At 59.4% G+C, this 14,015-nt stretch carries 30 protein-coding genes; 22 read left to right on the top strand and 8 right to left on the bottom strand.

Annotated elements, in window-relative coordinates; translation table 11 throughout:
- Positions 1-17 precede the first annotated feature (17 nt).
- A complete protein-coding gene (locus IMX18_RS14430; protein ID WP_150124374.1) occupies positions 18-419 on the bottom strand; it encodes a hypothetical protein in 402 nt (133 codons plus the stop codon).
- A 751-nt stretch (positions 420-1,170) separates the two neighbouring features.
- On the opposite strand from IMX18_RS14430, the gene IMX18_RS14425 reads away from it, so the two are divergent.
- Positions 1,171-1,512, top strand: a complete 342-nt coding sequence (locus IMX18_RS14425; RefSeq protein WP_060498333.1) for a hypothetical protein — start codon at positions 1,171-1,173, stop codon at positions 1,510-1,512.
- A gap of 132 nt (positions 1,513-1,644) precedes the next feature.
- Here IMX18_RS14425 and IMX18_RS14420 read toward each other — a convergent pair whose 3' ends face one another.
- On the bottom strand, positions 1,645-1,854 hold the full coding sequence (locus IMX18_RS14420; protein ID WP_061302611.1) for a hypothetical protein: 210 nt from the start codon (positions 1,852-1,854) through the stop codon (positions 1,645-1,647).
- Between the two features lie 64 nt (positions 1,855-1,918).
- Positions 1,919-2,131, bottom strand: coding sequence for a hypothetical protein (locus IMX18_RS14415; RefSeq protein ID WP_061302610.1), 213 nt, complete (start codon positions 2,129-2,131; stop codon positions 1,919-1,921).
- A gap of 746 nt (positions 2,132-2,877) precedes the next feature.
- Here IMX18_RS14415 and IMX18_RS14410 point away from each other — a divergent pair.
- Positions 2,878-3,486 (top strand): hypothetical protein, encoded by a 609-nt coding sequence (locus tag IMX18_RS14410; protein ID WP_064590645.1) that lies wholly within the window; start codon positions 2,878-2,880, stop codon positions 3,484-3,486.
- Positions 3,487-3,537: 51 nt separating this feature from the next.
- Here IMX18_RS14410 and IMX18_RS14405 read toward each other — a convergent pair whose 3' ends face one another.
- The 5 genes from IMX18_RS14405 to IMX18_RS14390 all read right to left on the bottom strand — a co-directional run bounded on the left by IMX18_RS14405 (position 3,538) and on the right by IMX18_RS14390 (position 5,929).
- Positions 3,538-4,029 (bottom strand): hypothetical protein, encoded by a 492-nt coding sequence (locus IMX18_RS14405; protein WP_059395562.1) that lies wholly within the window; start codon positions 4,027-4,029, stop codon positions 3,538-3,540.
- Positions 4,030-4,215: 186 nt separating this feature from the next.
- The gene (locus IMX18_RS28510; RefSeq protein WP_061302602.1) at positions 4,216-4,452 is read right to left on the bottom strand and encodes a type II toxin-antitoxin system HicA family toxin; all 237 of its coding nucleotides are present in this window, start codon (positions 4,450-4,452) and stop codon (positions 4,216-4,218) included.
- A 9-nt stretch (positions 4,453-4,461) separates the two neighbouring features.
- Positions 4,462-4,788 carry a type II toxin-antitoxin system HicB family antitoxin gene (locus IMX18_RS14395; protein WP_061302600.1) on the bottom strand — a complete coding sequence of 109 codons (327 nt, stop codon included), beginning with the start codon at positions 4,786-4,788 and terminating at the stop codon, positions 4,462-4,464.
- Between the two features lie 227 nt (positions 4,789-5,015).
- Positions 5,016-5,255 carry a hypothetical protein gene (locus IMX18_RS28080; protein WP_225903898.1) on the bottom strand — a complete coding sequence of 80 codons (240 nt, stop codon included), beginning with the start codon at positions 5,253-5,255 and terminating at the stop codon, positions 5,016-5,018.
- Positions 5,256-5,263: 8 nt separating this feature from the next.
- A complete protein-coding gene (locus tag IMX18_RS14390; RefSeq protein WP_061302606.1) occupies positions 5,264-5,929 on the bottom strand; it encodes a LexA family protein in 666 nt (221 codons plus the stop codon).
- A gap of 88 nt (positions 5,930-6,017) precedes the next feature.
- On the opposite strand from IMX18_RS14390, the gene IMX18_RS14385 reads away from it, so the two are divergent.
- The 20 genes from IMX18_RS14385 (at position 6,018) to IMX18_RS14290 (ending at position 14,010) form a co-directional block, all read left to right on the top strand.
- Positions 6,018-6,227, top strand: coding sequence for a transcriptional regulator (locus IMX18_RS14385; protein ID WP_061302598.1), 210 nt, complete (start codon positions 6,018-6,020; stop codon positions 6,225-6,227).
- A 32-nt stretch (positions 6,228-6,259) separates the two neighbouring features.
- Complete coding sequence (locus IMX18_RS14380; RefSeq protein WP_027907145.1) at positions 6,260-6,463, top strand: hypothetical protein; 204 nt, start codon at positions 6,260-6,262, stop codon at positions 6,461-6,463.
- A gap of 290 nt (positions 6,464-6,753) precedes the next feature.
- A complete protein-coding gene (locus tag IMX18_RS14375; protein WP_019097751.1) occupies positions 6,754-6,960 on the top strand; it encodes a hypothetical protein in 207 nt (68 codons plus the stop codon).
- A gap of 19 nt (positions 6,961-6,979) precedes the next feature.
- On the top strand, positions 6,980-7,189 hold the full coding sequence (locus IMX18_RS14370; RefSeq protein WP_217190632.1) for a hypothetical protein: 210 nt from the start codon (positions 6,980-6,982) through the stop codon (positions 7,187-7,189).
- A 129-nt stretch (positions 7,190-7,318) separates the two neighbouring features.
- Positions 7,319-8,167 carry a Rha family transcriptional regulator gene (locus IMX18_RS14365; protein WP_217190634.1) on the top strand — a complete coding sequence of 283 codons (849 nt, stop codon included), beginning with the start codon at positions 7,319-7,321 and terminating at the stop codon, positions 8,165-8,167.
- On the top strand, positions 8,164-8,724 hold the full coding sequence (locus IMX18_RS14360) for a DnaJ-like cysteine-rich domain-containing protein (protein WP_217190636.1): 561 nt from the start codon (positions 8,164-8,166) through the stop codon (positions 8,722-8,724). The genes IMX18_RS14365 and IMX18_RS14360 overlap by 4 nt, the downstream gene beginning before the upstream one ends.
- Entirely contained in the window at positions 8,721-9,485 is a 765-nt protein-coding gene (locus IMX18_RS28075; protein WP_225903896.1) for a helix-turn-helix domain-containing protein, read from the top strand. Before IMX18_RS14360 ends, IMX18_RS28075 begins: the two co-directional genes overlap by 4 nt.
- Entirely contained in the window at positions 9,475-10,281 is an 807-nt protein-coding gene (locus IMX18_RS14350) for an ATP-binding protein (RefSeq protein WP_217190638.1), read from the top strand. Before IMX18_RS28075 ends, IMX18_RS14350 begins: the two co-directional genes overlap by 11 nt.
- Entirely contained in the window at positions 10,281-10,652 is a 372-nt protein-coding gene (locus tag IMX18_RS14345; RefSeq protein WP_217190640.1) for a DUF2493 domain-containing protein, read from the top strand. Before IMX18_RS14350 ends, IMX18_RS14345 begins: the two co-directional genes overlap by 1 nt.
- On the top strand, positions 10,649-10,840 hold the full coding sequence (locus tag IMX18_RS14340) for a hypothetical protein (RefSeq protein WP_217190641.1): 192 nt from the start codon (positions 10,649-10,651) through the stop codon (positions 10,838-10,840). Before IMX18_RS14345 ends, IMX18_RS14340 begins: the two co-directional genes overlap by 4 nt.
- Positions 10,837-11,070, top strand: coding sequence for a hypothetical protein (locus IMX18_RS14335; RefSeq protein ID WP_217190642.1), 234 nt, complete (start codon positions 10,837-10,839; stop codon positions 11,068-11,070). Before IMX18_RS14340 ends, IMX18_RS14335 begins: the two co-directional genes overlap by 4 nt.
- Positions 11,070-11,381, top strand: coding sequence for a phiTE_015 family protein (locus IMX18_RS14330; protein WP_217190644.1), 312 nt, complete (start codon positions 11,070-11,072; stop codon positions 11,379-11,381). Before IMX18_RS14335 ends, IMX18_RS14330 begins: the two co-directional genes overlap by 1 nt.
- Positions 11,378-11,587 carry a MarR family transcriptional regulator gene (locus IMX18_RS14325; protein ID WP_024086965.1) on the top strand — a complete coding sequence of 70 codons (210 nt, stop codon included), beginning with the start codon at positions 11,378-11,380 and terminating at the stop codon, positions 11,585-11,587. The genes IMX18_RS14330 and IMX18_RS14325 overlap by 4 nt, the downstream gene beginning before the upstream one ends.
- A complete protein-coding gene (locus tag IMX18_RS14320; RefSeq protein WP_217190646.1) occupies positions 11,584-11,778 on the top strand; it encodes a hypothetical protein in 195 nt (64 codons plus the stop codon). The genes IMX18_RS14325 and IMX18_RS14320 overlap by 4 nt, the downstream gene beginning before the upstream one ends.
- Positions 11,775-12,245 carry a NinB/YbcN family protein gene (locus IMX18_RS14315; RefSeq protein ID WP_217190649.1) on the top strand — a complete coding sequence of 157 codons (471 nt, stop codon included), beginning with the start codon at positions 11,775-11,777 and terminating at the stop codon, positions 12,243-12,245. Before IMX18_RS14320 ends, IMX18_RS14315 begins: the two co-directional genes overlap by 4 nt.
- Positions 12,242-12,541: a response regulator transcription factor gene (locus IMX18_RS14310; protein WP_096010387.1), complete on the top strand. Its 300-nt coding sequence runs from the start codon at positions 12,242-12,244 to the stop codon at positions 12,539-12,541. The genes IMX18_RS14315 and IMX18_RS14310 overlap by 4 nt, the downstream gene beginning before the upstream one ends.
- On the top strand, positions 12,532-12,834 hold the full coding sequence (locus tag IMX18_RS14305) for a nuclease domain-containing protein (RefSeq protein ID WP_182408140.1): 303 nt from the start codon (positions 12,532-12,534) through the stop codon (positions 12,832-12,834). Before IMX18_RS14310 ends, IMX18_RS14305 begins: the two co-directional genes overlap by 10 nt.
- Complete coding sequence (locus tag IMX18_RS14300) at positions 12,831-13,190, top strand: RusA family crossover junction endodeoxyribonuclease (protein WP_217190651.1); 360 nt, start codon at positions 12,831-12,833, stop codon at positions 13,188-13,190. Before IMX18_RS14305 ends, IMX18_RS14300 begins: the two co-directional genes overlap by 4 nt.
- Positions 13,187-13,333 (top strand): hypothetical protein, encoded by a 147-nt coding sequence (locus tag IMX18_RS14295; RefSeq protein ID WP_217190653.1) that lies wholly within the window; start codon positions 13,187-13,189, stop codon positions 13,331-13,333. Before IMX18_RS14300 ends, IMX18_RS14295 begins: the two co-directional genes overlap by 4 nt.
- Complete coding sequence (locus tag IMX18_RS14290) at positions 13,330-14,010, top strand: hypothetical protein (protein WP_217190655.1); 681 nt, start codon at positions 13,330-13,332, stop codon at positions 14,008-14,010. The genes IMX18_RS14295 and IMX18_RS14290 overlap by 4 nt, the downstream gene beginning before the upstream one ends.
- The last annotated feature ends 5 nt before the right edge of the window (positions 14,011-14,015 follow it).

The raw sequence follows: 14,015 nt of genomic DNA, 5'->3' as shown, positions 1-14,015 counted from the left end.
CGCCTCCAGGTGGTGGGTTACTCGGTGGGTGGGGAAGGGAGGGGCTGATCGCTCGCATAGAGCCCCCTCAAAGCGTTAGCTACTCGCTGGTCTGCTTGTTCTTGCGCCAGGATCTCGGCCTGATCGCGCTTGAATCCGAGCCAGACCAAATGCGCTTCGGCTGGCGTTACGAAATACCCGAGATGGTTTCTTTTCCCGGTGATTACGCAGTGAGCCCGTGAGCGGTATTTCTGGAGCTTCGGATCGAAATCGACCCCAGGCGGAAGGCCGTGCTCGTTCTTGGCGTTCTTGGCGATTTCCCTTACCAAGCAATTGATTGACCGACTTATCAGGCAACAGGTATCAGGGCCGTAAACCTTGTTCCCTTTAACCAACAGGTCTTTATCTACATCCTTGCCCTGCCAGTCTTGGCTTTCCATCCAGCTCTTGAATGAGCTGAACCGATGCCACTCATTGGCGACAGTGCAGCCTTCGTAACTCGGCCTGCTAGGCCTGCTCGGCGCGTGGTAGCAGCGCCTGAGAATTGCTATCCACCGGGCGTAGATAGGGCATATGTACTTGAAGGTGATCTTCCCGTTTTCGCTTCGAGACGGGGATACCACGTAATCGGCGTCGTTCACGCCAACGCCAAAGACAAGTGGGTGGCTCATGGAAAACCTCTGAGCTTGAGTTGCTCCTCAGGCGAAGGTGACCAAACCCACCGTGAAAGGTGGCCTGGCGCCTGCCAATGCGGTCGAAGTGAAGGGAAGGGTGCAGGCGGTGAGCGCTACCTCACATGCATCTGGTCTGGCCGGGTAGGCCCCGGATTCGCCTGCGTGTTCGTCGATTAATGTTTACTGCGGTGATCCTTAACTTGCGTAAGGCTTACAGTGATGAGCTTTAAATCGATGCAAGCAGCATCGGGGTGTGATCTGGCCGGCTCGGTGCCGGGGTCATTTTTTCGACTCAGCATTACCTGGTCGCCGCTGGTGCTACCCCGACATACGTCAGACGGGCTGACCACTTCCAGTTGTGCGCTTGCCTGCGCTTTCAGATCACACCCCGATGCAGCCTGGTGAGTGGGTGAGGGCATCGGATAGCTTTGTGTTTCCTGGAATCAGTGGTTAAGCCTCAAGTTTTTAACATTAAGGCCGACCTACTAACTGCCAATCACTCAAAGGATTCTGAAACATGGGATTTCTCGATATTGTTGCCGGCCTCGGAAAAGCGGCAGGCAAGGCAATGAACGATTCGATGATCAAGAACACATTGTCGATGTGGGACAAGGTCAGAAGCGCTCCAGAATCACGGCTCATGGATTACTACGAGCAGAACAATACTCGTGAGAAGAACAACAGCATGAATCGAGCTATGGCTCTGGCAGCAATGGCCGGCTCGTATCAAGCTCGTCAACTCCTCGAGAAAGACGAGAGCGCCCGCCGCTCTCTTCGGAACATCCGAGAAAAAATCTCGCTGGAGAACTCGTCTTCGGCTGAACGTCTGCGCAATGCGATTGATCAGCTGCTAGGTTGAGCGCGTGATGCGCTGAGTTTAAGTTTGATTTGGGCAGCTGTGGTCATGCGTATGTGATGCCGGCTGCCCCTCGTTGAACCCCTGTCTAGCTTGGGCTAAAGGCTGGCCGCGTATTTCTCTCAGGGTGGTTGATTAATCGACGCTGATTTTTCCGCCGCCGGGCTTCTGGATGGTCTTCAGCATCTCGCGCTGCAACTCACCGATCGCCCAGGCCGCCGCTACAACGGCCATGTCGCGGCACATGGCGCCCTTCACGTCGAAGCCTTCAACGCTGATGCCTTCCTTGGTGATGGTCACGCGCCCGAATTTACGGATCTTCATCTCATCGTCAGTTGCGTACATGCTGCCCTCCTGGGCGTTTGATTTCCCGTCTGGCCCTGTCGCCAAGGCCAGCCAGTGAAATCGCTCAGCGCTTGCCCAAGACCGCCTTGGTGACGACCTTGGGGAATTTTTTGGTGCGGATCTCGTTCGCCTGCTTGTCAGTAAGCAGGCCCGCCAGATACAGCGTGGTGATCGACGTGTTGATGTGGTCGAGGCGCTTGGCCTCGTCGGCGTTCATTTCTGGGAACTGCTGCGCGAAGGGCCGCGCTGCCCAGCCTTGTTCAAATGTCTGTGACATCGCGTTGCCCTCCTGGGCGGTTGATTTCCCGGATACCACTCGCTGAATGGCACCTGGTGAAATCCCGGCCTCGCTACTGGCGACAGGCCGGGGTATTGCGTCAGTGGTGGTCGTTCGAGCTCAGCCGCCGACGGCCCTGCTCTCAGTTCGGTTGGCCTTGAGCTTCCCTATCACCTCGCGTCGATCGGCCTCGGCGGGGTGGTCGTTGGGTAAGGTGTTCGCTACACGACTGCCGACTGCAGCTCTGTGGCCCGTTGGGTGGGGCAGTCCGTCGTGGGTTGCCGGTCCGCGTTCCGGCTGGTCTATCTACTTCATGGGCAGGTTCCTCCTCTTGGTTAATCGCTGCTCGCGCTGTGCCAGGTACCGACGCCCGTTCTAAGGGCATCCCGGCAGGGAGCGTTTGCAGCTCAACCCTTGGCCCGCTTGACGCTTTCAGTGAGGGAGCGCGCCGCATGGCTTTGAGCTGGCCAGTTCCAGAGCTGGCATGGGGATCGAATTTATTGCTCGCGCTGTGCCGTTGCCGGGATCGATCCGCGAGGTTCCCATCAATGTGAAAGAGCGGTGAGGCTTGAGGGCCTCTGCAGTCCCTGGTGAGTGACTGCTTGAGGGGAAATATAAGTCCGCTTATTTTTACTGTCAATAAGCATGCTTATATTTTTTATCGCGCCCACAAAACCGCACCGTGCGACCGGTTGGCAGCAGTGGCGCTTTGCTACAATGCGCCAACCAAAAACGTGGAGATGGGAATGAAAGGGATCATCGCGGTATTGGCGGCAGCTGTTGCGCTGGGTGGATGCGCAGCTGGACCAACGTGGCAGGCAACTGGAACCACTGACGAGTTCACGGATAAAACCACGATGATGGTGACCACGAGCGAGTTCCCGGCCTCGGGTTCAATCGTGACCAGGTCGCTTCACTTCTATCCGGTGGTTCGGAAGGAGGGCGATGAGATCTATGTCGGCTTGATGTCTGGCGGTCGCTTCAAAATCCCGGTTGGCACCGTCCAACTGCGGATCGATCAGAACGAGGCATGGACCATTACGCCCCAAGAGACACCTGTCAGCATGATGCCTGCCGCGCCTCAATATGCTCTTAATCTACCTCCCGAGCAGGCGGCGCTAGTCAAGCAGACACAGGACCAGGCAATGCTCAACATCACCCAGATGATGAGCCCGTATACGGTTACCGGTGGTGAGAAGGCCAGGAAGATCCTGAAGCAAATGCTGTCTGGGCAAAACTTGAAGTACCGGACTGTAGGCATCAACCAGGCCGCATCAACCACCGGAGAGACAGTGATAGACCCATCGCTTGCCGAGTCTCTCCGGCTGATCGGTATAGATCCTGCCTCTCTATAAACCAGGCAGCAAAAAGCCCGCTTCGATGGCGGGCTTCTGCTTTTTGAGAGGCTACTTCGTAAGCATTTCTCGGGCTTGCGAGCCATTCGATATTGTAATGATCTTGGCAACCACGCCGCCTTGCGGAAGCAAACCATACTGGGATGGAGCTTGCCAGCTTACGGTCGAGCTAAGGAAGTATTTCCCAGGCGGCACGTTAGAGAAACTGAAGTTTCCGTTGCCATCAGCCTGCGTGGTTAGCAGCCCTTGAGATGCCCGCGGGTCGGCCGGCGCTAGAGGCTGGCCGCCTAGGTAATTTGTGTCATACCACTGCTGTGAGTAGGAGGTAACGGGCTGCAGATGGACATCACTGCCGGCGCCAAATTTAACGTCGCCGCCTACGGTGCGCATGAAGACTTGCCCGGTCAGCGATCCGGTCCCGGTTTTGGGAAGTGCATCGTACTCGGCTACTGGGAATGGGACTCGTGGTACGGCTTGCTGCTGAGGAATGGCGCATGCGGACAGGGCAAGAGACAGCGCCAAAGGCATCCATACTTTTTTCATCGTGAAACAGGCCTGTGTTGGTTAAGCTCGTATCCTACCACTCTGGCCCTGAGCCATCACGCAGGCGTAAAAAAGCCCGCTGGGAAGCGCGGGCTAACGTAGGGAAATCGGATGAGCCTTCACTGTGCAGAGTAGGGCGTGAAAAAAGCGTGAAGGCATGAAAAAGCCCGCCGAGGCGGGCTTCAACTAATCAACAAGCTTGTAGAACTCTTTTTTGCTCACGCCTGCCTGTAGGCTCATGTACTTAATGAGATCCCCATGGAATGGGGCCTTGGGCTTGTCCACGGTTACCTTTCGAAAAGGGTTTCCGTCCTTCACCCACTGCTCGTGGCTTCCTTCCTGGTTTCGGAAGCGGAATCCTAGTTTCTTAAGGACGCCGATGACTTCTCTATAGGTAAGGGGACGATGGCGCCCAAAGCCCATTCACAATCCTTAGCAAACGTACTGAAGCGTTGGCTCGTTGAAGAATCGAACCTTCTGCTTGGCGCTTCGGCGCTGAGCCAGAGACCAGAAGAAAGCCTTAATGCTATAACCCAACCGCATGGATAGTGGGGCGCGCCGACCAAGCAGCTCAGCTGCATGCTCCTTGTCGACAGTGAGAGCCTCCACCACGTAGGACTTGATCTGTCCTTCGAGTTTTTCCTTGGCCTCTTCAAAGGTTTCACCTTGAGCGGCCAGGGTAAATTGCGGGCAGGCAGCAATCCAATAACCATCCTTCTTCTCTGCGTAGCAACGGAGAACGAACGGGTTGTTAGACATGATGCAAAACCTCCGACAATACTGGTGCACAGGTTATCCACAGACAACACTGGATGGCGATTATGGATACGTCGCCGTATAAGTCAACTGAAATCCGCGCCACGAAACCGAAGCTAACGATTTTGTGGCGCGTATGGTGACTATAGGTTAGGCAGCCAAAGGCGCCACTGGTTCGACCGATCGGAGGCTATCGGGATAATGAGGGAAACTAACGGCCCCGAAGGCCTCTAGGGCAATTGCTTTCGCGCAATGCTACCAGCGTTCACCTCCTCCCCGTACCTTGATAGCTTGTCCTCCCCAGCCTGCATCACCTGGCAGATCCTGATCACTGCCTGGGCGTCGTGCTCGTTTCCGGCCTCGCTCAGGCGTACCGCAATGCGCATCAGCTCGACCGCTGACCACTTCAGGTCAGAGGCCAGGCCTTGAAGGTCGCGGCGGAGTTCTTGGTTGGGCTTGGTTAGGGGCATGACAAACCTCACAGAGCTGATCGCGGCCACTTGGCATCGACCACTCGCCCCACAAGCACCCACTCGCCATCCATCTCGACGGTCGGGAACGAAGGGTTGAGCGGCTTAAGGAAGGCCCGGCCAGAATCCCAGATGAACTGCTTGAAGGTGGCCTCATTGGTGTCGGTCATCTTGGCCACCACAAATTGGCTGCTTTCAACGTCGAAACCAGGTGCCACCAGGATCACCATACCCTCGGGGAACGACATGCCGCTTGGCGAGGTCATCGAGGGGCCTTTTACCTTGAGCCAGAACCCGTTTGGCCCAGCCCAGGCGTCTGAAGGGTGAACCTCGCAAGAGGCCACGTTTGAAATTTCTACAGCTTCCACGGGCATCCCAGCCTGGACCCAGCTTATTTCTGGGTACTCGTAATACCTGAAAGGCCCCGATGCTGGCTCAACGTTAGCGTCGAAGCCAGAAGCATCGTCAGTCATTTCGCCAATGCCTTTATCGAGCCAAATAGCGCTAACCCCACAGGCCTTTGCGATAGCCGCTATGTGAGCGCTTTTAAGGCTCTTTCCTGTTTCCAGCTGCGATATGGCTGGCTGCTCTACGCCTGCTTTTTCAGCCAGTTGCTTCTGGGTGAGCTTGGCGTGCGAGCGGGCGATTTTCATGCGTTGGGCGAGTGTCGTCATGCACAGCAATTTATAAGTTGCCTTATGGGGTTGCAAATAAGGCTCCTTATTCATACGATATAAGCAGGCTTATCAGGAGGGATCTCGTATGACCCCCATCGAAAGGCTCGTCGAATTCTTCGGCGGCCAGACCAAAACAGCATTGGCTCTCGGCGTATCCCAGGCTGCGGTTTCGTACTGGGTGGCCGGGATCCATTTCATGAGCGCCGAGAAGGCGTTCAAGGCAGAAGAACTCACATCCGGCGTGATCACTGCTCGCGAACTGTGCGTTCGGCAAACAGCTAAATCCGCCGCTTAACCCATTTCATAGCCGCAAGGAGCCAACCAAGCATGTACCAAGACCCGAATCAGAAGCGCGCCATCCCGGTGAAGGTCCGTTTCGAGCCCGTGCTCGACCGGATCCTCCGCAAGGCTGCGAGCAAGACCCGCATGCAGCACGCCACCTATCTGTACGAAATCATCGAATGGGCCGTAGCCAACGGCGTTATCGAGGAGCTGATGCAGGACAAGCAGCAAGAAGATATCGCGGGCTGAAGGCCCTTTGGAGGCCTAAATGACCGTACAGCTTGATCAGCTGTCGCCAGATGTGCGGCAGCGAGTAGAGGGGCTGATGAGGGCCAATGGCTGGGATTTCAGCACAGCGATGAACCAGGTGTTCGAAGCGGCTGTAGCCAGTGGGGCCTTATCAGTGGTTGGCCGCAGGAAGGCCAAAGTCTTGCAGTTGGTGACCCCAATGAGGGCCTCTGCGAGGGACTCTTCAGGGTAGGGCGGAGGCCCTCATAACACTCAACCACAAACGACCGAAGCATCCAGGGGATCGCCCGATGGCCTACGACGACAAAGCACACCGACACGACCACCAGGTCAAGGTCCGCTTGGATGACGAGGACTTCAACGAACTGAAGGGGTACGCCCTGGAGCTCAAGGCTCAGCACAGCGTACTAGCCCGGGAAATCATCCTGGCCGCGCTGGCGTTCAAGAAAGAGCACGGCCACCTGCCGCTGATCCACGAGAAGAAGGCCAGGGCCTGAATAGGTCATGGGAGGACGCATGTCACCTGCGAATGAAGCAGTGCAGCACGACGTGGAGATTGCCAGATTCCGCCGGAATGACTTCGCGGACCTGGAGGCCTGGGCGGAGGAGGTTGGTGTCAGCACCGACGAGCTTGCCGCGCAGATCCTGAAGAAGGCCACGCACTTCCTCGCGCAGCGGGGGCAGCCCAAGAGCAACAACGTGGTGCCGTTCGCGGCGCCGAGGTAACCGTCCGATCCCTAATTAGGGACCCGGGCGCCAGTCCCTCATAAGGGACGCCAAATCGCAGAGACAAAAAAGCCGGGATTGCGGCCCGGCTCTCTGCATAACGAAAAACTCTGTTGAGGAATCTTACCTATGCAGACCCAAAGTGTACAGGCCCTGTCCAGGGCGGCGCCACAAAATGCGAACCGCGATTTCGTGGCGCGCACGGAAATTGTCACGGTGTTCGATGGCGAAGCTGTCACCAGCACCGTCACCGTCGCCCGCGAAACTGACAACGAGCACGCCAGCGTGATCGCGCTGGTTCGCAAGTATCAGGCCGATTTCAGCGAATTCGGAGGGGTCAGATTTCAAATCGAACCCTTTGAAACCGCTGGCGGCGCCCAGTACCGCGAGATCGCGTTGCTTAACGAGCAGCAAGCGACCCTGTTGCTCACCTACATGCGCAACACCTCGATAGTCCGCGACTTCAAGAAGCGCCTGGTCAAGGAGTTCTGGCGCTTGGCGAAAGCCGCCCCGGCCCAGCCCGCCGATCTCAGCAAGCTGGAAATCCTCCAGATGGCCCTGGAGTCGGAGAAAGCCCGCGTCCTGCTCACCGTCCAAGTCGAGGCCCAGGCCAAGAAGATCGACCACCTGGAAAACCTGTTCAAGGAAGGCATGAGCCATGTCCAGTTCTGCAAGGGCCTGAATGGGGTCAATGTGATGCAGGTGGGTCACTTCCTCGAAGGCCGCAGCTGGCTCTACAACGAGAGCAAGTCCGGCACCCGCTGGCGGGTCGGCTCGTACGCCCGCGACAAGTACATGACCGAGCATCAGCACGAGGTCGCCCCACACGGCAAAGAGCCGTTCATCTCCTTCACGCCTGTGCTGCTGCGCAAGGGCGCTGTACGCCTGTACGAGCTGTACCTGGCCGGCCAACTGCCCATGAAGAAGAACTGGGACGGCCTGCACACCCACGACAAGGCCGTGCGGGGTGCAGCATGAGAAGCCGCGAGCAAGATCGTCAGCGGTGGAATGACCCTGACTTCAACAAGTGGCTGGATGACGCCATATCGGATGCCGGCCATACCGTTTGGGATTCCATTCCAGACGTAGGATCGGCCTGGAATGGCTGGGATGCGTCGAAGGCGGCGCTCGGCTACTACTGCCCGGCATGCAACGGCTCGGGTGAGGAATGGACTCTTTCCGACTCAACCCCTGACGCGCATTACGTCGAGGCCACGTGCGGTGAGTGCTCTGGATCTGGAACCATGCAAGGTGCCTATCAAACAGCAAAGCTCCAGCGCGACAGCTACGCCGAGCGCCTGACCGAAGCTGGCGGAAAGCTCTTGTTCATGCGGGCCGACCATGACCGACTCGAAGCGGAGAATGCTGGGCTCAAGCGATACGCAGATCGCTATCGCTGGATCCGTCACCGCAACCTCGACACGATCAGTCAGGGCGGCGTGTTCGCCGGCCAAACCCCGCAGAACTTGGTTCTCAACGAGGAAACCCTCGACGAAGCCATCGACGCTGCTATGGCCAAGGAGCGCGGCCAATGACCGACATCCCTCGTCAATTCAAAGGCGTCTGGATCCCTGCCGAAGTCTGGCTCGATCACTCTCTGTCGATAACCGAGAAGGTGATGATGGTCGAGATCGGTAGCCTGCAAGACCCTGTGCGCGGCTGCTATGCCAGCAATAGCCACTTCGCCAGGTTCTTCGGCCTGTCGAGCTCCCGTGTGTCCGAGATCATCAGCGCTCTGTCGGCCAAGGGCCTTTTGCGGGTCGAGCTGATCCGCGACGGTCGGCAGGTCGTCGAGCGCCGGGTGCGCCTTTCGAACCTATTCGGAAAGTCGAATACCTATTCGGAAAAGGCGGTGACCCTATTCGGAAAAGGCGGTGACCCCTATTCGGAAAAGGCGGAGGAGAGTAATACAAAGAGCAACAGTACAAATGAGGGTGAGCGCGCGGCCGCCAAGGCGTCCTCGACCGCTTCGCGCAAGGCTTCGAAGTTCGACCCTCTGACTGCCTGCCCGACCAACGTTACCCCCTCCGTATGGGCCGACTGGTGCCAGCACCGCCGCGAGATCGGCAAGCGCCTGACCAAGACCACCTGCGACCGCCAAGCCAAGACCCTGGCCGGCCACCACGCACCTGACGCCGTGATCAACCAGTCGATCAGCAACGGCTGGACCGGCCTGTTCCCGGAGAAGGTGCTGCCGGGTGCTCAGGCGAATGGCAGTAGCCGCCACCACGGCTTCAACGACAAGGACTACACCAGCGGCCTCAAGCGCCGGGAGGATGGCAGCTATGCGCTCTGAGAAAGTCACCCCGATCAACCAGTCATCCCTTGTTGATCGCATCCAGCCAGCCGAGTGCGAGAAGCACGGCGCCTTCGAGCAGAAGGTCACCATGCTGCTGGGCAAGGCACTGCGAAGCCACTGCCCTGAGTGCGCCCGAATCGCCAAGGAGGAGCGCGAAGCCCGCGCAGAGGCCGAGCAGGCCCTGAACGTGCGCCTGGCGATCTCCCGCAAGCTGGGCGACTCGCTGATCCCGAAGCGGTTCGCTGATCGCTCGCTGGCGAACTACAAGGCCGAGCACAAGGGCCAGGCTGAGGCCCTGCGCTTCTGCCGCCACTATGTGAAGACCTTCGACCAGATCGCCGAGAACGGGCGCTGCATGGTGCTGCTGGGCAAGCCAGGCACCGGCAAGACCCACCTGGGCGCCGGCATGGCCAACGACCTGATGCGCAACACCTCGCATTCAGCCGTGTACCGCACGGTAGGTTCGATCCTGCAGGCCATCCGCGCCACCTACGACCGCTCCAGCGAGGCGACCGAGGCGAGCATCCTGGCCAGCCTCATCGAGCCATCCCTGCTGGTGCTGGACGAAGTCGGCGTGAGCAAGGAGCAGCCGAGCGACTTCGAGCTGACGACCCTGTTCGCGATCATCAACGGTCGGTACGAGCAGGTGAAGCCCACCGTGGTGATCTCCAACCTGGATGGCAGCCAGCTTCCAATGGCCATGGGCGAGCGCTGTGTCGACCGCTTGCGCGAGGGCGGAATGATCGTTGTCCCGTTCGAGTGGGAATCGCACCGCGGCAAGGAGGGAGTCTGATGATCGTTATCGCATGTGGTGGCCGAGATTTCGCTGATGGCGCGTTCGTTGTAAGTGTGCTGGACGCTTTGCACCGTAAAACCCCGATCAGCGTATTGCTCAACGGAGGAGCCCCTGGTGCTGATCGCCACGCCTTGGTATGGGCAGCCTCTGCTGGGGTTGATCACATCACCTATCACGCCAACTGGAAGAAGCACGGTAGGGCGGCTGGCCCGAGGAGAAATGCCGAGATGCTTAAAGCGGCGATCAGTATCGGCGCACAACTTGGCGAAACGGTAGGGGTTGTTGCCTTTGCCGGCGGCGCCGGAACTGCGGACATGAAGCGCCAGAGCCAGAAAGCCAGCGTGAAAGTTTGGGAGCCAGTCCAATGACCCCTGCACAAGAAATCACAGTTGCCCAGCTCAAGAGCGAGGGCTTTGCACAGGTTGTGGAAGGCCGGGAAATTGTCCGCATGACCAAGGGCGCAGACCGCCGTGTCGTGATGGCCGATGGCACCCAGAAGCGCGGGTATCACGTTGAGTTTGAGCGCGCCGGTCAGCCGGCCGGGGAGGGCGTATGACCGAGCAGCGCAAATTCCTGGGTCACCAGTACATCGCCCGCCGCGCCTGCGGAAAGGTGTCGGCTTCCTGCTGGGATGACGAGGGCCAGGAGAAGGACACCGCCAAATTCGTGGCCAAGTGCGTACGCCGGGGTGACACGGTGGAGCGCATCGAGCGCCACGAAGGTGACCCTCATCTCGAATGGATCTGCCGCCCAGGTTGCAACGACTGCAGCAAGGAGAAGCACTGATGGACACCAACAAGATGCGCGACATCAGCCGCGAGCAGTTCGAGAGCTTCGCCCGCGATGTCCTGGATTGGTCAGACGATGAGTTTCGTCTGGCATCTGATGGCAAGTCCTACTACTGGGGCTCCACGGGTGAAGCCTGGGTGTTCTGGCAGGCCTCCCGCGAGTCCGTGGTGGTGGAACTGCCGAATCCTGCGAATTATGAGGTGTACAACGACCACAGCGATTTCCTGCACGTGGACGATGTCGAGCTGATGAAGGCTGTGCGCGCGGCCATCGAGGCCCAGGGCCTGAAGGTCGAGGTGAAGCCATGACTGACACGAAAAAGATGCGCGAAATCAGCCGCGAGCGAATCGACAACGCCGTTTTGGATTACTACCGAGGCAGAGATGGCGCATGCGCCCATTACTGCGCCACGCACTTAGGGCTCGACAGAAGCCTTATCAGCAAGTCGCTTCAGCGTCTTAAGCGGCGCGGACTGGTGGTAGCTGAGGGAAGCTATTGGAAGGTGGCGCCATGACCATCGACAAAGCCGAAATCATCAAGGCGCTAACTGGCAAAGATCAGCCGTACAAATCGCCATTTGCAGAGGGTCTTGAGGCCGCTTCATCCGGTACCGCTTGGACACAATGCCCTTACACCGGCGCGAATCAGGGTTATGAGCGCGGCGAATGGCTGCGCGGGCATGGTGCTCACGGGAGGTTCGCATGAGCGAGAAGATCAGCGTCAACTGCCAGGCCAAGCTCTCCGAGGCCGTAACCATGCTCACCCGCCTGTTCCGCGACAAGAAGTTCGTCGTGGTCACCATGCGCCCGGGCAAGGACCGCACCCTGGACCAGAACGCCCTGTGGTTCGCCATGTACGACCGCATCGCCAAGAGCACCGAGATGGGCGACATCGAGGATGTGCGCCGGTACTGCAAGCTGCACTTCGGCGTTCCGATCATGCGCGCTGGCTGCGATGAGTTCCGCACCGGCTGGGCCGAGTCGTTCATCCACCTGCCGTATGAGGTGAAGCTGCGCCTGATGGGGCCGTGCGCCATGTTCGGGCCAGATGGGTTCCCGGTCACTCGGTTGTTCGACCGGGCCCAGGGCTGCCAGTACACGGACCGCATCGTGGCCGAGTTCGCGCCGCAGGGCGTGGTGTTCAGTGATCTGCTGAGCGAGGAGGCGGCATGAAGAGCCAGGAAGCAAATCTCAAGCGCAACAAGGACCAAGGCGTTTTCGCAGCGCCCGGCTGGCGAGGGCTGTATGGCCATGGCCTGACGCGGCGCGGGGTGCAGTGCGTGGTTCTCGCCGCAACAGGAAAGAGCGGAAAGCAGATCGCTCGCGAGCTCGGCATTTCGCCGGGAACGGTCACCAGCAGGATGGCAGACGCTCGCTTGCACCTGGGGGCCTCCAACCGCACGGAACTGGTCGCTAAGGCAGTTGCGGCAGGGATCATCTACGCATCGGAGGCCGAGCCATGCGCGTAGTAAGCAAGAAGGTGCGAGAGAGCGCCCGCGGCCAGGACTGCACCGTCCGCATCCCCGGCACCTGCAACTTCAACCCGGAGACCACCGTGCTGGCTCACCTGCCTTGCGGGCAGAAGGGCATGGGCATGAAGGGCTTCGACACCGTGGCGGTATACGCCTGCAGCGCCTGTCACGACGTGCTCGATGGTCGGGGGAAGGGCGAGGTGGACTGGTCCGACATGCCACGGGCGATCGCTGAGACTCATGAGGCCCTGATCCGGGCCGGCATTCTGACCATCAAGGGGGCCGCATGAAGGAACTGACACTACCGTGGCCGCCGGCCGCATGCAGCCCGAACGCCCGGGTGCACTGGAGAGAGAAGAGCAAGGCGGCCAAGTCGTACCGGGCAGCCTGCCACCTGCTGGCGAAGCAGGCCGGCATCCAGGCACCCGAGGGTGAAGCGCTGCTCATGCTCGAGTTCTTGCCACCGGATCGCCGCCGCCGCGACGACGACAACCTGCTGGCGATGTTCAAGGCGGGCCGTGACGGCCTGGCAGATGCCCTGGGCATCGACGACAACGTGTTTGCCACGCAGATCAGGGTGAGCAAGGAAACTATCAAGGGCGGCGCAGTGCGCGTCCGTATCCAGGCTCAGGAGCAAGCGGCATGACGCCAGCGTGGGGGTTTTTGATTATGGCCGCCCTCATGGTGGTGGCCGGCGTGGCGCTGTCCTGGGCAGGCGCAGTGCGCCGCAAGCGCAGCTACGAAGAATTCATCTTGAGCAAGGCCAAGCGGGCAGGGGGCAAGCAATGAGCTATCAGAACGTAATTTCCGCAGTCGTTCGAGCCCTGGCGGCCGAGACAATCAACAGCGCCGGCGGGTGCAATGTCGAGCCGCGCGTGCAGGCCAGCAAGCTCAAAGGTGAGATCTCGGGGAAGGATGCCGCTCTGCTGGCTGACTCTATCGTGCACAAGTTGCTGCACGCCCAGCTCAGCCCGCGACACTGGAATGCCCTCGTGGCGAAGTACAGCACGCACAAGGGGCGCAAGATTGATTCCATCGGCCGCCTGGTCGCCATCGTGCCCACCCCGGCGCCGAAGCGCTTCACTCAGCAGGCAGTTCTGGTCTGGGCGGTTCCTCAGCAAACGAAGGGCATGCAACGCAAGGTGCCCCAGTTCAAGGCGCCTGACCCGCGCGAGAACGAGCGGGAGGGGCAGTGGGACTGGCGCAACAAGGCTGCTGCTGCCGCTGCTGAGCGCGCCAACAAGAATGCCCGTGCCGTGGCCGAGGTGAAACCGGGGGAGATGATCGTCCTGGCCGAGTCGAACTACGACATGACCAACTGGGATTCCCAAGGCCTGACTGAGCGCACCTACCAGCGTTGGAACCGGGCAATCAAGGGCGCTCTGGAGTCGCTGGTGAACGAGGCGCTGACCGAGGCCCAGCACATGCTTGAAGCGATTGGCGTGCTGTTCGACGAGGCAGCGTGAAAAGG

Origin of the sequence: Pseudomonas shirazica, from assembly GCF_015168335.1 — a bacterium.
GTDB classification, from domain to species: domain Bacteria; phylum Pseudomonadota; class Gammaproteobacteria; order Pseudomonadales; family Pseudomonadaceae; genus Aquipseudomonas; species Aquipseudomonas asiatica.
This window is presented reverse-complemented; position numbering and strand designations above follow the sequence as displayed.

What these genes read in the sequence shown, in the direction of transcription:
- IMX18_RS14310 (WP_096010387.1), top strand. Translation starts at nt 12,242, where the DNA reads ATGAAGAGCCAGGAAGCAAATCTCAAGCGCAACAAGGACCAAGGCGTT.
- IMX18_RS14335 (WP_217190642.1), top strand. Translation starts at nt 10,837, where the DNA reads ATGACCGAGCAGCGCAAATTCCTGGGTCACCAGTACATCGCCCGCCGC.
- IMX18_RS14340 (WP_217190641.1), top strand. Translation starts at nt 10,649, where the DNA reads ATGACCCCTGCACAAGAAATCACAGTTGCCCAGCTCAAGAGCGAGGGC.
- IMX18_RS14315 (WP_217190649.1), top strand. Translation starts at nt 11,775, where the DNA reads ATGAGCGAGAAGATCAGCGTCAACTGCCAGGCCAAGCTCTCCGAGGCC.
- IMX18_RS14350 (WP_217190638.1), top strand. Translation starts at nt 9,475, where the DNA reads ATGCGCTCTGAGAAAGTCACCCCGATCAACCAGTCATCCCTTGTTGAT.
- IMX18_RS14385 (WP_061302598.1), top strand. Translation starts at nt 6,018, where the DNA reads ATGACCCCCATCGAAAGGCTCGTCGAATTCTTCGGCGGCCAGACCAAA.
- IMX18_RS14425 (WP_060498333.1), top strand. Translation starts at nt 1,171, where the DNA reads ATGGGATTTCTCGATATTGTTGCCGGCCTCGGAAAAGCGGCAGGCAAG.
- IMX18_RS14380 (WP_027907145.1), top strand. Translation starts at nt 6,260, where the DNA reads ATGTACCAAGACCCGAATCAGAAGCGCGCCATCCCGGTGAAGGTCCGT.
- IMX18_RS14360 (WP_217190636.1), top strand. Translation starts at nt 8,164, where the DNA reads ATGAGAAGCCGCGAGCAAGATCGTCAGCGGTGGAATGACCCTGACTTC.
- IMX18_RS14370 (WP_217190632.1), top strand. Translation starts at nt 6,980, where the DNA reads ATGTCACCTGCGAATGAAGCAGTGCAGCACGACGTGGAGATTGCCAGA.
- IMX18_RS14305 (WP_182408140.1), top strand. Translation starts at nt 12,532, where the DNA reads ATGCGCGTAGTAAGCAAGAAGGTGCGAGAGAGCGCCCGCGGCCAGGAC.
- IMX18_RS14290 (WP_217190655.1), top strand. Translation starts at nt 13,330, where the DNA reads ATGAGCTATCAGAACGTAATTTCCGCAGTCGTTCGAGCCCTGGCGGCC.
- IMX18_RS14365 (WP_217190634.1), top strand. Translation starts at nt 7,319, where the DNA reads ATGCAGACCCAAAGTGTACAGGCCCTGTCCAGGGCGGCGCCACAAAAT.
- IMX18_RS28080 (WP_225903898.1), bottom strand. Translation starts at nt 5,255, where the DNA reads ATGCCCCTAACCAAGCCCAACCAAGAACTCCGCCGCGACCTTCAAGGC.
- IMX18_RS14410 (WP_064590645.1), top strand. Translation starts at nt 2,878, where the DNA reads ATGAAAGGGATCATCGCGGTATTGGCGGCAGCTGTTGCGCTGGGTGGA.
- IMX18_RS14325 (WP_024086965.1), top strand. Translation starts at nt 11,378, where the DNA reads ATGACTGACACGAAAAAGATGCGCGAAATCAGCCGCGAGCGAATCGAC.
- IMX18_RS14330 (WP_217190644.1), top strand. Translation starts at nt 11,070, where the DNA reads ATGGACACCAACAAGATGCGCGACATCAGCCGCGAGCAGTTCGAGAGC.
- IMX18_RS14405 (WP_059395562.1), bottom strand. Translation starts at nt 4,029, where the DNA reads ATGAAAAAAGTATGGATGCCTTTGGCGCTGTCTCTTGCCCTGTCCGCA.
- IMX18_RS28075 (WP_225903896.1), top strand. Translation starts at nt 8,721, where the DNA reads ATGACCGACATCCCTCGTCAATTCAAAGGCGTCTGGATCCCTGCCGAA.
- IMX18_RS14390 (WP_061302606.1), bottom strand. Translation starts at nt 5,929, where the DNA reads ATGACGACACTCGCCCAACGCATGAAAATCGCCCGCTCGCACGCCAAG.
- IMX18_RS14420 (WP_061302611.1), bottom strand. Translation starts at nt 1,854, where the DNA reads ATGTACGCAACTGACGATGAGATGAAGATCCGTAAATTCGGGCGCGTG.
- IMX18_RS28510 (WP_061302602.1), bottom strand. Translation starts at nt 4,452, where the DNA reads ATGGGCTTTGGGCGCCATCGTCCCCTTACCTATAGAGAAGTCATCGGC.
- IMX18_RS14320 (WP_217190646.1), top strand. Translation starts at nt 11,584, where the DNA reads ATGACCATCGACAAAGCCGAAATCATCAAGGCGCTAACTGGCAAAGAT.
- IMX18_RS14300 (WP_217190651.1), top strand. Translation starts at nt 12,831, where the DNA reads ATGAAGGAACTGACACTACCGTGGCCGCCGGCCGCATGCAGCCCGAAC.
- IMX18_RS14375 (WP_019097751.1), top strand. Translation starts at nt 6,754, where the DNA reads ATGGCCTACGACGACAAAGCACACCGACACGACCACCAGGTCAAGGTC.
- IMX18_RS14395 (WP_061302600.1), bottom strand. Translation starts at nt 4,788, where the DNA reads ATGTCTAACAACCCGTTCGTTCTCCGTTGCTACGCAGAGAAGAAGGAT.
- IMX18_RS14430 (WP_150124374.1), bottom strand. Translation starts at nt 419, where the DNA reads ATGGAAAGCCAAGACTGGCAGGGCAAGGATGTAGATAAAGACCTGTTG.
- IMX18_RS14415 (WP_061302610.1), bottom strand. Translation starts at nt 2,131, where the DNA reads ATGTCACAGACATTTGAACAAGGCTGGGCAGCGCGGCCCTTCGCGCAG.
- IMX18_RS14345 (WP_217190640.1), top strand. Translation starts at nt 10,281, where the DNA reads ATGATCGTTATCGCATGTGGTGGCCGAGATTTCGCTGATGGCGCGTTC.
- IMX18_RS14295 (WP_217190653.1), top strand. Translation starts at nt 13,187, where the DNA reads ATGACGCCAGCGTGGGGGTTTTTGATTATGGCCGCCCTCATGGTGGTG.